The organism is Lentzea sp. HUAS12, assembly GCF_024125735.1.
In the GTDB taxonomy this organism is placed as follows: Bacteria; Actinomycetota; Actinomycetes; order Mycobacteriales; family Pseudonocardiaceae; genus Lentzea; species Lentzea albida.
Window position 1 is genome coordinate 252,263 of record NZ_CP099738.1, and the last position, 13,016, is coordinate 265,278.

Consider the following 13,016-nt stretch of genomic DNA (forward strand, 5'->3'; position numbering starts at 1 on the left):
GGCCGGTGCTGATTGACGGCTGCGGTGCGGCTCGCATTGCCCTGCCGCTTTCCGGTGGAGGTGGCCGGGCCATTCCCTTGCCGCCTTGGTCGGGCCATCGCCGCTGCTCAAAGCAAGGAACGAGTGGCTCGCCTTCGGCTTCGCACTTGCGTCCGGCGGCCACCCGTTTCCCGTCGTCACGCCTCTGCCGTCACGCCCAAGTAATAGGCGATAAGACGCATCAGGTGTTCGGTGTCCACCGGTTTGGTGACGTAATCGGTGGCCCCGGAAGCGAGAGATTTCTCGCGGTCACCCTTCATCGCCTTCGCCGTCACGGCGATGACCGGCAGATCGGCATACCGTTCCATCGCCCGGATGGCCGAAATCGTCGCATTGCCGTCCAACTCGGGCATCATGATGTCCATCAGGACGATCGCCACGTCGTCGTACTGTTCGAGCGCCCGTACGCCCGTGATGCCGTTGTCGGCGAAGATCGCCTCCAGGCCGTGGAGTTCGAGCACGCTGGTCAGGGCGAAGACGTTGCGCAGGTCGTCGTCGACGACCAGGACCTTCTCGCCGTGGAAGCGCATTGAGCCCGAGGGGGCCACGACCGGCGCCGGGGTGACGATCGGGGTGGGTTCGGGGAGGACCACCGCCTCCGGGACGACCTTGCCGAGGGGCAGGCAGAGGGTGAACGTCGAGCCGATGCCCGGTTCGGAGCGGACCCTGAGGGCGCCGTTGAGCAGTTGTGCCAGCTCACGGCTGATGGACAGGCCCAGGCCCGTGCCGCCGTACTTGCGGGACGTGGTGCCGTCCGCCTGCTGGAAGGCCTCGAAGATGACGGCCAGCTTCTCGGCCGGGATGCCGATGCCCGTGTCGTGGACGTCGAAGGCCACCGTGGACGGGTCGTCCATGCGGACGTGCAGGCGGATGCCGCCGTCGTGGGTGAACTTCACGGCGTTCGAGAGCAGGTTCCTGAGGATCTGCTGAAGCCTGTGCTCGTCCGTGTGGAGGGTTTCCGGCACGTTCGGGTCGACGCGGACGGAGAACTCCAGGTTCTTCTCCGCCGTCAGCGGCAGGCAGAGGGTCTCGACGTAGCGGACGAGTTCGTCCAGGCGGACCGGGTCCTCGTGCAGCGTCATGTGGCCCGCCTCGACCTTGGTGAGGTCGAGGATGTCGTTGATGAGCTGCAGGAGGTCGGAGCCCGACGAGTGGATCGTGCGGGCGAACTCGACCTGCTTCGGGTTGAGGTTGCCGTCGAGGTTGTCGGCCAGCAGCTTCGCGAGGATCAGCAGCGAGTTCAGCGGTGTCCTGAGTTCGTGGGACATGTTCGCCATGAACTCGGACTTGTACTTCGACGCCGTCTGCAGCTGGCGGGCGCGGTCCTCCAGTTCCTCGGAACCGGCCCTCAGTTCGGTCGTGAGGCGCTGGGACTCGACGAGGAGGGCGTCGGTGCGGGAGTTGGCCAGCAGCGTGTTCACGTTGACGCCGATGGCCTCCTTGAGCTGGTCCAGGAGGTCGAGGTGGACGTCGGAGAACTCGTTCAGGGAGGCCAGTTCGATCACGCCCAGGGTCTCGCCCTGGAACAGGATCGGCAGGATCACGAGGTTGACCGGGGCCGACTCGCCCAGGGCCGAGGAGACCGTCAGGTAGTTGCCCGGCACCTCCTTGACCAGGATCGTCTTCTTCTCCAGGGCGGACTGGCCGACCAGCGACTCGCCCATCGCCACGCGGGTGGTGCGGGCGCCGTCCAGGCGGAAGCCGTAGGAGGCGGTGAGCTCCAGGGTCTGCTTGGAGTCGTCCTCCTCGATCTGGAAGAACGCGCCGTGGTGGGCGCTGACCAGCGGCGTCAGCTCGCTCATGATCAACGACGCCAGCGCGCGCAGGTCGCGGTGGCCCTGCATGAGGCCGGACAGGCGCGCCAGGTTCGTCTTGAGCCAGTACTGCTCGCGGTTGGCCCTGGTCGTCTCCTTCAGGTTCGCGATCATCTGGTTGACGTTGTCCTTGAGCTCCGCGAGCTCGCCGGACGCGTCGACGGTGATCTGCCTGGTCAGGTCGCCCGCGGTCACGGCGGTGGCGACCGCGGCGATCGCGCGGACCTGGGTCGTGAGGTTCGAGGCCAGCTGGTTCACGTTGTCGGTCAGCTTCGACCACGTGCCGGCCACGCCGTCGACCTCGGCCTGGCCGCCGAGCTTGCCCTCCGTGCCGACCTCGCGGGCGACGCGGGTGACCTCGTCGGCGAACGACGAAAGCTGGTCGACCATCGTGTTGATCGTGGTCTTGAGCTCGAGGATCTCGCCGCGGGCCGACACGTCGATCTTCTTCGTCAGGTCGCCCTGGGCGACGGCGGTGGTGACCTGGGCGATGTTGCGGACCTGGTTGGTCAGGTTGTCCGCCATGAAGTTCACCGAGTCGGTGAGGTCCTTCCACGTGCCGGCCACACCGGACACGCGCGCCTGGCCGCCCAGGATGCCCTCGGTGCCGACCTCGCGGGCGACGCGGGTGACCTCGTCACCGAACGCGCGCAGCGTGTCGACCATGCCGTTGAGGGTGTCGGCGAGGGTCGCGACCTCGCCCTTCGCCTCGACGGTGATCTTCTTCGACAGGTCGCCGTTCGCGACGGCGGTGGCGACGGCGGCGATGTTGCGGACCTGGTCGGTCAGGTTGTCCGCCATCAGGTTGACGTTGTCGGTCAGGTCCTTCCACGTGCCGGCGACGCCCTGCACGCGGGCCTGACCGCCGAGGCGGCCGTCGGTGCCGACCTCGCGGGCGACGCGGGTGACCTCCTCGGCGAACGAGCTGAGCTGGTCCACCATCGTGTTCAGGGTGGACTTCAGCTCGAGGATCTCGCCGCGCGCGTCGACGGTGATCTTCTGCGAGAGGTCGCCGTTCGCGACGGCGGTGGCGACGTGGGCGATGTTGCGGACCTGGTTGGTCAGGTTGTTCGCCATGAAGTTGACGTTGTCGGTCAGGTCGCGCCACGTGCCGGCGACGCCCGGCACCGTCGCCTGGCCGCCGAGGCGGCCCTCGGTGCCGACCTCGCGGGCGACGCGGGTGGCCTCGTCGGCGAAGCTCGACAGCTGGTCGACCATCGTGTTGATCGTGGTCTTGAGCTCGAGGATCTCGCCGCGCGCGTCGATGGTGATCTTCTGCGTCAGGTCGCCGCGCGCGATGGCGGTGGTCACCGAGGCGATGTTGCGGACCTGGGTCGTCAGGTTGTTCGCCATGACGTTCACCGACTCGGTGAGGTCGCGCCACGTGCCCGCGACGCCCGGGACCTGCGCCTGACCGCCGAGGCGGCCGTCCGAGCCGACCTCGCGGGCCACGCGGGTGACCTCGTCGGCGAACGCGCTGAGCTGGTCGACCATGGTGTTGATCGTCGACTTGAGCTCCAGGATCTCGCCGCGCGCGTCGACGGTGATCTTCTGGGTCAGGTCGCCCTGCGCGACCGCGGTCGTGACCTGGGCGATGTTGCGGACCTGGGTCGTCAGGTTCTCCGCCATGAAGTTCACGTTGTCGGTGAGGTCGCGCCAGGTGCCGGCGACGCCGGGGACCTTCGCCTGGCCGCCCAGCTTGCCGTCCGTGCCGACCTCGCGGGCGACACGCGTGACCTCGTCCGCGAACGACGAGAGCTGGTCGACCATCGTGTTCAGCGTGTTCTTCAGCTCCAGCATCTCGCCGGAGACGTCGACCGTGATCTTCTGCGTCAGGTCGCCGTTCGCGACGGCGGTGGCGACCGAGGCGATGTTGCGGACCTGGTTGGTCAGGTTGTTCGCCATCGAGTTGACGTTGTCGGTGAGGTCTCGCCAGGTGCCGGCGACGCCGGGGACCTTCGCCTGACCGCCCAGCTGGCCCTCGGTGCCGACCTCGCGGGCGACGCGGGTGACCTCGTCGGCGAAGCTCGACAGCTGGTCGACCAGGCCGTTCACGGTCGAGCCGAGCGTCGCGAACTCACCGCGCAGCGTCTGGTCCGACATGCGCTTGGTCAGGTCGCCCTCGGCGACGGCGGCGAGCACGCGGCTCAGCTCCGTCGTCGGCCTCATCAGGTCCTCGACCAGGCCGTTCACCGAGTCGGCGATCAGCGACCAGCCCCCGGCGGTGCCCGCGGGCGCCACCCGTTCGGTGAGCCTGCCCTCCTGGCCCACCGCCTGGCGGACCCGGCCCAGCTCACCGGCGAGCCACTGGTTGCGCTCCGCGATCTCGTTGAACACGTCCGCGAGCGCCGAGACGGGCCCGCTCCCCGGCACCACGAGCCTGCGGCGGAAGTTGCCGTCACGCAGGTCTCTCATGGCGGAGAGAACCCGTTCGAGGGTCGCGTCCGTCTCTTCGTTGGCCGTGGTCACTCCAAGCCTCCGTGCCTCGGTGGTCGCAGCCAAGCCTGCCACGTTAGGTTGGGAGCGAGGTAACTTGATGCCGCGATGCACGCCAACTACCCGCAGGAGGCCGTGATGATTCGGCCGAGTGCGCTGGACCGAAGCGGATGAGCAGCGCCGTGGGGATCGACCTCGACGGCTGGCAGCGCCTGGTGGACGGGCTCCGCGAAGCCGTCTTCGTCGTCGACGACGCCGGCGTGGTGCGCGTGCGGAACGCCGCGGCCGCCGACCGGTTCCCCCGGCTGGGCGTCGGAGGGCAGTTCGACGTGCACGTCGCGGGCCGCCAGCACGACCTGGGCGACGGCTGGAGCGCCTGGTACTTCACCGACTCCGCGCTCGACCACGCCCACCTGCAGCTCGCCGGCGGGACCTCGCGCGAGGTGACGCTGAAGACGATCGTGCAGCTCGCGGCGGAACTGCTGGGGGAGCACTGCGTGGCTGTGGTGCCCGCCACACGCGATCGCCTCGAATGGTGGCGTTGCGGCGGCGGTGAGCCCACGGTCACGCGCACGCCCCGCCGCGCCTCGGAGATCTCCGAGGTGCTGACCGGCACGTCGACCCTGACGAGGATCACCTCTTTGGGTGAGGGCAGCTGGGGCGTGCCGGAGGACTTCGGCTGCGCGCTCGCCGTGCCGCTGGGCGTCGGTGGCGCGCTGGTCGTGGTGCGCAAGGGCGAGTTCGCGCCGAACGACGTGGAGCGCGTGCGGCTGTTCGGCAAGCACGCCGCCGTGGCGCTGGAATCGTCGTCGAAGCTGACGGAGCAGCAGCGGACCATCGAGATCCTGCGCTCGGCGCTGCTGCCGTTGCCGCTGCCCGAGGTGCGCGGCGTGACGATGGCCTCGGTCTTCATCCCGGCCCACCAGCGGGCGCTCGTCGGCGGCGACTTCTACGACGTGCACCCGCGCACGGACGGCTCGGCGACGTTCGTGCTGGGCGACGTCTGCGGCCACGGCCTGGAGGCCGCGGTCCACAGTGGACGTGTCCGGCAGTCGCTGCAGGCGCTGTCGCTGGTCGAGACGAACCCGGTGCGGCTGCTGCACCTGCTCAACACCTCGTTGCGCGCCACCGGTTCGAAGCTCTTCACCACGCTCGTCGTCGGTGAGCTGGTACCCCTGTCCGGCGGGGGAGCGCGGCTGTCGCTCGCGTCCGGCGGCCACCCCGTGCCGCTGGTGCTGCGGGCGGACGGCAGCGTGCACGAGGTGAGCACGACGGGCGCGATCGTCGGAATCCTGGCGGACGTCCGGTTCTCCGGCGAGCAGGTGACGCTCGCGCCGGGGGACACGCTGGTGCTCTACTCCGACGGCTTCACCGAGGCACGCGCGCACACCGACCGCACGGAGCTGTTCGGCGAGCAGCGGCTGCGGGCGGTGCTGAAGGAGTGCAAGGGGCGGTCGGCCGAGGAGATCGCGCGGCACTGCGAGCGCGCCGTGCTGAAGTGGCTCGACCACGACGACCACGACGACCTGGCGCTGCTGGCGGTCCAGGCCGTGTGATCCGGCCGCTGTGAACGAATTTCCCGGTCCAAGCGTTCATCCTGCGTTCGTTTGCCACGACAGCTTCACCGGCTGAGATCGGCGCATGTCCCACTCCCACGGTCACCCGCACGGTGATCACACGCACCACGAGGTCGCGCCGGTCGAGGGCAGCTGGCTCGACCCCGAGGACGACCGCCCGTCGTCGGTCGAGCGCCGCAGGTTCCTGGCGGGCCTGGGCATCGCGGCCGGCGCCGTCGGAGCCGTCGCCGCCGGCACGGGCACCGCCGCGGCGCACGTGCCGGTCAACCCGTGGGGCGGTGGCGACCGCTGGTTCGCTGGCGACCACCACATCCACACCCAGTACTCCGACGACGGCCAGTACACGATCGCGCAGCAGGTCGCGAAGGCGCACGAGTTCGGCCTCGACTGGGTCGTGATCACCGACCACGGCGGCCCGGCGCACCAGAAGTTCTCGATCGACCAGGTCACGCCGGACATCGAGCGCGTGCGCCACTCCCAGCGCGACGTGCTGGTCTACCAGGGCCTGGAGTGGAACATCCCCGGCGCGGAGCACGCGACCGTCTTCCTGCCGCCCGGCAAGCACACCGTCGAGATCCTGAAGGCCTTCGAACTCGCCTACGACGGCCGCGTCGCGAACAACACCGAGCCGCTCGCCCTGGCCGCGCTGCGCTACCTGGAGGCGCAGGTCCTCTCCGGGCGCACCGAGATCGCGCTGATGTTCGCGAACCACCCGTCGAGGCGCGGCGTGGACAGCCCGCACGAGATCCGCGGCTGGCGCGACGCGGCCCCCGGTGTCGCGGTCGGCATGGAGGGCGCGCCCGGCCACCAGGCCGCCGGCATCCCGAAGTCCGCGGGCGGTCCCGGCCGGGCGCGCGGCTACTACGACACCGCGGCCCCGCTGCCGGAGTCGTTCCCCGCCTACCCGCCGGAGTCCTACCGCACCCACGGCGGGTTCGACTGGATGACCGCCAAGGTCGGCGGCCTGTGGGACTCGCTGCTCGCCGAGGGACGCCCGTGGTGGATCACCGCGAACTCGGACGTGCACCAGGTCTTCGCCGACACGTTCACGCCCGGCAAGCAGGACTACGCCACCACGGGCTCGAAGGGCGCGCCGATCGACTCGGGCGTGAAACAGACGGGCTACGGCGACTTCTTCCCCGGCCAGTACGGCGCCAACATCGTCGGCTCGCGGTCCAAGTCCTATGTGGACGTCATGCGCGGCCTGCAGTCCGGCAAGGTGCTGACCGTGCACGGCCGCCTCGTCGACGGCCTGGAGCTGCGCGTGCGGTCGCGTGACGACCTGCGGGGCGTGACGCTCGGCGGGCGGACGTTCGTGCGCCGCGGCGGCGACGTCGAGGTGACGATCGAGGTCGAGCGCGCGGTCGGCCCGAACTTCTCCGGCACGAAGCCGGTGCTCGCCAAGGTCGACCTGATCTCCGGGCCGGTGACCGGGCCGTCGGCCGACCGGGACGTGTTCGTGGCGCCGGAGACGACCGTCGCGAAGACGTTCGAGGTGCCGCGCACGGGCAAGATCCGGTTCGCGCACACGTTCAAGAACGTCGAGCGGTCGTTCTACCTGCGGCTTCGGGGCAGTGACGGCAACCGGCTCACCTCGTCGGGTGACCCGGTGGTCGACGAGATCGCCAACTCGGACCCGTGGCAGGACCTCTGGTTCTACGCCAACCCGGTGTTCGTCGACGTGATCTGAGTTCTGTCGGTCCTTTGAGGACTAGTGGTGTGGCGCAGAAGGTTGCCGGGGGAATTCGCGGTCAGACGGCCGCGAGGCGCCCTGCTGAGTGTGGATTACCTCGCCGACCTTCTGGGACGCACCACCAGGTTGGCCGGGTGTCCGTGACTCGCGAGCCCGACCGCCTGGTCCTCTTCACCGACGCCGTGGTCGCCATCGCGATCACTCTGCTGGTGCTGCCGCTGGTGGAGATCACCTCGGAACCGGGCGAAGGGCCCCCGGCCGAGCTGGTCTCCCACCACTGGCCGCAGATCTTCAGCTTCCTGCTGAGCTTCGCCGTGATCGCGCACCTGTGGTTCACCCACCACCGGCTGTTCGAGGACGTGCGGCGGTACACGACGCCGTTGATGGTGCTGAACATGGCGTGGCTGCTCACGATCGTGGTGCTGCCGTTCCCCACGGAGCTCCTCGGCACCTACAGCGGGGACACGTTCGTGCGGCTGTTCTACGTCGGCACGATCAGCAGCCTGTTGCTGACCGCGATCACCCTGCTGGTGCACGCGAATCCCGAGATCGGGCGCGAGGCCGGCGGGTTGTCGCGGCCCGTGGTGCTGAGGGCGGCCGTGCCGCCGGCGTTGCTGCTGCTGGCGTTCGTGCTGGTGCCGTTGATCGGCTACTACGGCCTGCTGCTGATGCTGCTCAGCCCGTTGGCGCAGCGGATCCGATGACCGAGAGCAGCTGCAGCTTCTCGTAGCTCTCGGTGCCGGGCGTGGCCGTGTAGACCAGCAGGAAGTGGTGCTGGTCCGGGTCGAGCAACGTCTGGCACTGCAGCTCCAGCGCGCCGACGCTCGGGTGGACGTAGCGCTTGAACTCCTTGGGCCGCAGCCCGATCTCCTGCGCGTCCCACACCGTCCGGAACTCCTCGCTGCGGGCGAGCAGCAGGTCGGCGTAGTGGGCGGCGCGGGAGCGCGGGCCGCGCCGGGTCATCGCCTCGCGCAGGCCGGAGGCGAACATGCGGGACAGGAACTCGTGGTCGTCGGGGTGGTAGAGCGCACGGGACCCCGGGTCGCTGAACCAGCGGAAGCCGAGGCTCCTCGCGGGGCCGGTGTAGCGGGACGCGTCCCCCGTCAGGGCGATGCCGAGCGCGGTCTGGCGCAGCGTCTCGCCCAGTTCGGTGACGATCTCGGCCGGGGTGTCGTGCAGGCGGTCGAAGATCCGCGCGAGACCGGGGTTGACGTGCTCGCTGACCGAACCGCGCGACGGTGGCGGGTGCCCGGCGAGGCGGAACAGGTGGTCGCGCTCGTCGAGCGACAGGTGCAGGCCCTGGGCGATCGCGGCGATCATCTGGGCGGACGGGTGGGTGCCGCGCTCCTGTTCCAGCCGCGCGTAGTAGTCGGTGGACATGTTGCACCGGGCGGCCACCTCCTCGCGGCGCAGACCGCTCGTCCGGCGCCGGGCGCCGCGGGGGAGCCCGATGTCCTCGGGCTGCAGCGCCTCCCTGCGGCTGCGCAGGAACGCGGCCAGTCCTGGTCGGTCGATCACGGCGGACTCCTCTCGTACTACCTCGTTTCTAACGCCTCCGCCGCGCCGTAGCCACGGACTCCGAGGTCCTGGATCAGCGCGGGCCGTGTGTCCAAGGTGGAATGAGAAGACCACGACGACCAGGGGAGTGCGTGATGAGCGGGAAGAAGTTCGACATCGAGGTCCCGGACCTGTCCGGGAAGCGCGCCGTCGTGACGGGCGCCAGCGACGGCGTCGGTCTCGGCATCGCGGGACGGCTCGCGGCGGCGGGGGCCGAGGTCGTCATGCCCGTCCGCAACCAGCGCAAGGGCGAGGCCGCGATCGCGGAGATCCGCAGGCGGACCCCGGACGCGCGGGTGTCGCTGCGCTCGCTCGACCTGTCGTCGCTGCGGTCGGTCGCCGCGCTGGCCGAGGCGCTGGTGGCGGAGGACGAGCCGATCCACATCCTGATCAACAACGCCGGCGTCATGACCCCGCCCAAGCGCCAGACGACCGCGGACGGGTTCGAGCTGCAGTGGGGCACCAACCACCTCGGCCACTTCGCGCTGGTGACGGGCCTGTTGCCGTTGCTCAGGGCCGGGCGCGCCAGGGTGACGTCGCAGGTCAGCATCGCGGCCAACCAGGGCGCCATCAACTGGGACGACCTCAACTGGGAGCGTTCGTACAGCGGCGGCAAGGCCTACAGCCAGTCCAAGATCGCCTTCGGCCTCTTCGGCCTGGAGCTCGCCCGGCGCAGCGAGGCGGGCGGCTGGGGCATCACGAGCAACCTGTCGCACCCAGGCGTCGCGCCGACGAACCTGCTGGCCGCCCGCCCCGAGATCGGCCGCTCCGGCGACACCCTCGGCGTGCGCCTGATCCGCGTCGCCTCGGCCATCGGCGTCCTCGGCACGGTCGAGTCGGCCCAGCTCCCGGCCCTGCTCGCGGCGACGACCCCTCGACCTGCCGCCTTCTACGGCCCCCAGCGCTTCAACCACCTCAGCGGGCCGCCCGCCGAGCAGGCGCTCTACAGCCGCCTGCGCGGTGAGGACGAGGCGCGGCGGGTGTGGGAGGTCTCCGAGGAGATGGTCGCTAGTGGACTCCGTGCGGGCGGAACTGGACGCTGATCCGCGGCCCGACCACCTTCGACGTCTTCGGGATCGCGTGCTCCCACGTGCGCTGGCACGAGCCGCCCATGACGAGCAGGTCGCCGTGCCCCAGCGCGTACCTGTGCGTCTCACCGCCCCCGCGCGGCCGCAGCAGCAGGGCGCGCGGCGTGCCGACGGACAGGATCGCGACCATCGTGTCCTCGGTCTGCCCGCGGCCGATCGTGTCGCCGTGCCAGGCCACGCTGTCCCGGCCGTCGCGGTAGTAGCAGAGCCCGGCCGTCGTGAACGGCTCGTTCAGCTCGGCGAGGTAGTGCCTGCTCAGCGCGTCACGGGCGGTGGTGAGGACGTCGAACGGCAGGGCGTCGCCGTAGAAGCAGAGCAGGCGCGGCACGTCGACCACGGTGTCGTACATCTGACGGCGTTCGGCCCGCCACGGGACCTCGGCGACGAGCTGGTCGAACACCGCGTCGGCACCCGTGAGCCAGCCCGGCTGGACGTCGATCCACGCGCCGTGCGCGAGTTCGGTGCGGCGTGGGGCGAGCGGGGCCAGTTCCGGCTCCGCCGCCAGGTCGAAGAGGGATCCCTGGCGCATGGGACGGCAGCATAATCGAACACGTGTTCTAGGGCGACAGGTGGAGGTCGCGCGGCGCATCAGCGCTCAGCAACGCGCACGTTGCTAGGGCGACAGCACGGCCCACACCGCGTCCGCGACGATCTCCCGCGCCCCCGCCAGGTCGAACACCCCGAGCAGGAACCGGCGCACCGACTCGTGCGCCGGCCCCATCGCCACCGGCTCCAGCGTCCACGCCGGCACCGCGCGCAGCTCTCCGGACGCCATGCGGTCGAGGAACCACGCCAGCACCGGCGCGAACTCCACCATCTTCGCCTCGGGGTCGGCGTGGTCCGGTGCGGCGTAGAGGAAGCGGGCGCGGCTGGGGTTCGCGATGACCCAGTCCAGGTAGTTCACGGTCAGCGCGCGGACGCCGGCCTCGGCCGTGGGGGCGCTGAGCGCGGGGAGCATCGCGGCGATGCAGCGGGCGTAGCTGTCGGCGTAGAGCTGCGCGAACACGCCGGCGCGGCTGCCGAAGTGGTGGTAGATGCTGCCGTTCGACATGCCGGAGCGTTCGGTCAGCGCCGCGATCGTGACGGCGTCGAGGCCGCCTTCTTCGACGAGCCGGAGCGCCGCGTCGAGGAGAGACTGTCGTCGGTCGGCCATGGGGGTTAGAGTACCGCTCTGGAGCGACGCTCTAGAGGAGGACGAGCAATGGCGCTGTCGATTCCCGGCCTGCTGCACGACCGGGTCGCCCGCACGCCCGACGCCGAGGCGGTGCGGTACCGCGGCGGCGGTGGCTGGGTGTCGCTGACCTGGGCGCAGCTGCAGGAACGGGTCGCCGCGGAGGCGTTCGGGCTGGCGGAGAAGGGGCTGCGCAAGGGCGACCGCGTGGCGTTGATGGGCCGCACGAGCATCGAGTGGATCGTCACCGACCTCGCCGTGCTCGCCGCCGGGGGCGCCACGACCACGATCTACCCGAACAGCACCGCCGCGGAGGTCGCGCACATCATCGGCGACTCCGGCAGCTCCGTCGTGGTCGTGGAGACCGACGAGCACGCCGCGATGGTGCCGGACGGCGTCGAGGTGCTGCGGTTCGGTGCGATTCCCCAGGGACAGGGCGACTACGACGCGTTGATCGACGGCCTCGCGCCGGACGACCTGGCCACGTTGATCTACACCTCGGGCACGACCGGCACGCCCAAGGGCGTCGAGCTCACGCACGAGAACTGGCTGACGACGTCGGAGGCCATCGCGTCGCTGGGCATCCTGCGGCCGAGCGACCTGCACTTCCTGTGGCTGCCGCTGTCGCACGCGTTCGGCAAGGTGCTGACGATGGCGATGATCGCCGCGGGCGTGCCGACCGCCGTCGACGGCAGCGTCGAGCGGATCGTGGACAACCTGGGCGAGCTGCGGCCGTCCATCGTGGCCGCCGCGCCGCGCATCTTCGAGAAGATCCACGGCCGGATCGTCGCGGGGGCGCGGGAGAAGGGTGGGCTCACCGAGAAGATCTTCCGGTGGGCCGACCGCGACCACGGTCCCACGACGCGCTGGCTGGCGGACCGGTTGGTGTACCGCAAGCTGCGCGACCGGGTCGGCGGCCGGATCCGCTACTTCGTCTCGGGCTCCGCGCCGCTCGCGCCGGAGATCGCCGAGTTCTTCGAGCGCGCCGGCATCACGATCCTGGAGGGCTACGGGCTCACCGAGTCGTCCGCGGCGACGTTCTTCAACCGGCCGGGCATGATCAGGATCGGCACGGTCGGCCCGCCGATCCCCGGCATGCAGGTCAGGATCGCCGAGGACGGCGAGGTGCTGCTGCGCGGCCCCGGTGTCATGCGCGGCTACCACAACCGGCCGGACGCGACCGCCGAGACGCTGGTCGACGGCTGGCTGCACACCGGCGACATCGGCGAGGTCGACGACGCGGGCCGGTTGAAGATCACCGACCGCAAGAAGGAGCTCATCAAGACCTCGGGCGGCAAGTACGTGGCGCCGACCCGTATCGAGAGCATGATCAACGCGGCGTCGCCGTACATCAGCAACGTGATCGTGCACGGGGACAAGCGAAAGTACTGCGTGGCGCTGGTGACGCTCGACCCGGACACCGCGTCCGGCCTGGCCGACGCGGAGTCCGAAGTGGACAGTGCGATCAAGTCCGTCAACGCGCAGCTGGCGCGACACGAGACGATCAAGCGCTTCGCCGTGCTGGAGAAGGACTTCAGCGTGGAGGACGGGTTGCTGACCGCGTCGCTGAAGCCGCGCCGGCGGGAGATCGAGAAGCGGTACGCGGACGTGCTGGACGGGCTGTACTAGCGAGCCGCCCAC

Annotated in this window: 9 protein-coding genes; 5 read left to right on the top strand and 4 right to left on the bottom strand. The window is 70.2% G+C overall.

The features are described from left to right. Window positions 1-176: 176 nt before the first annotated feature. Complete coding sequence (locus ND450_RS01230) at window positions 177-4,322, bottom strand: HAMP domain-containing protein (protein ID WP_253324308.1); 4,146 nt, start codon at window positions 4,320-4,322, stop codon at window positions 177-179. A gap of 137 nt (window positions 4,323-4,459) precedes the next feature. Between ND450_RS01230 and ND450_RS01235 the strand changes: the two genes are divergently transcribed. From ND450_RS01235 to ND450_RS01245, 3 genes are all read left to right on the top strand, one after another. Continuing rightward, the gene (locus tag ND450_RS01235) at window positions 4,460-5,845 is read left to right on the top strand and encodes a PP2C family protein-serine/threonine phosphatase (protein WP_253324309.1); all 1,386 of its coding nucleotides are present in this window, start codon (window positions 4,460-4,462) and stop codon (window positions 5,843-5,845) included. An 85-nt stretch (window positions 5,846-5,930) separates the two neighbouring features. After that, the gene (locus ND450_RS01240; RefSeq protein ID WP_253324310.1) at window positions 5,931-7,556 is read left to right on the top strand and encodes a PHP domain-containing protein; all 1,626 of its coding nucleotides are present in this window, start codon (window positions 5,931-5,933) and stop codon (window positions 7,554-7,556) included. A gap of 137 nt (window positions 7,557-7,693) precedes the next feature. Then, window positions 7,694-8,263 carry a TMEM175 family protein gene (locus ND450_RS01245; RefSeq protein WP_253324311.1) on the top strand — a complete coding sequence of 190 codons (570 nt, stop codon included), beginning with the start codon at window positions 7,694-7,696 and terminating at the stop codon, window positions 8,261-8,263. Here the strand turns inward: ND450_RS01245 and ND450_RS01250 are convergent. Continuing rightward, window positions 8,235-9,077, bottom strand: coding sequence for a helix-turn-helix transcriptional regulator (locus tag ND450_RS01250; protein ID WP_253324312.1), 843 nt, complete (start codon window positions 9,075-9,077; stop codon window positions 8,235-8,237). The two genes, ND450_RS01245 and ND450_RS01250, sit on opposite strands and share 29 nt — an antisense overlap. A 134-nt stretch (window positions 9,078-9,211) precedes the next feature. On the opposite strand from ND450_RS01250, the gene ND450_RS01255 reads away from it, so the two are divergent. Then, window positions 9,212-10,159, top strand: a complete 948-nt coding sequence (locus ND450_RS01255) for an SDR family oxidoreductase (protein ID WP_253324313.1) — start codon at window positions 9,212-9,214, stop codon at window positions 10,157-10,159. Here the strand turns inward: ND450_RS01255 and ND450_RS01260 are convergent. Further along, window positions 10,125-10,733: an alpha-ketoglutarate-dependent dioxygenase AlkB gene (locus tag ND450_RS01260; protein WP_253324314.1), complete on the bottom strand. Its 609-nt coding sequence runs from the start codon at window positions 10,731-10,733 to the stop codon at window positions 10,125-10,127. The two genes, ND450_RS01255 and ND450_RS01260, sit on opposite strands and share 35 nt — an antisense overlap. 84 nt (window positions 10,734-10,817) lie before the next feature. Next, the gene (locus ND450_RS01265) at window positions 10,818-11,357 is read right to left on the bottom strand and encodes a TetR/AcrR family transcriptional regulator (RefSeq protein WP_253324315.1); all 540 of its coding nucleotides are present in this window, start codon (window positions 11,355-11,357) and stop codon (window positions 10,818-10,820) included. A 48-nt stretch (window positions 11,358-11,405) separates the two neighbouring features. On the opposite strand from ND450_RS01265, the gene ND450_RS01270 reads away from it, so the two are divergent. Then, a complete protein-coding gene (locus ND450_RS01270; RefSeq protein WP_253324316.1) occupies window positions 11,406-13,004 on the top strand; it encodes a long-chain fatty acid--CoA ligase in 1,599 nt (532 codons plus the stop codon). Window positions 13,005-13,016 lie beyond the last annotated feature (12 nt).

Coding starts and splice junctions, on each gene's coding strand:
- ND450_RS01260 (WP_253324314.1), bottom strand. CDS start 10,733: ATGCGCCAGGGATCCCTCTTCGACCTGGCGGCGGAGCCGGAACTGGCC.
- ND450_RS01240 (WP_253324310.1), top strand. CDS start 5,931: ATGTCCCACTCCCACGGTCACCCGCACGGTGATCACACGCACCACGAG.
- ND450_RS01265 (WP_253324315.1), bottom strand. CDS start 11,357: ATGGCCGACCGACGACAGTCTCTCCTCGACGCGGCGCTCCGGCTCGTC.
- ND450_RS01235 (WP_253324309.1), top strand. CDS start 4,460: ATGAGCAGCGCCGTGGGGATCGACCTCGACGGCTGGCAGCGCCTGGTG.
- ND450_RS01270 (WP_253324316.1), top strand. CDS start 11,406: ATGGCGCTGTCGATTCCCGGCCTGCTGCACGACCGGGTCGCCCGCACG.
- ND450_RS01255 (WP_253324313.1), top strand. CDS start 9,212: ATGAGCGGGAAGAAGTTCGACATCGAGGTCCCGGACCTGTCCGGGAAG.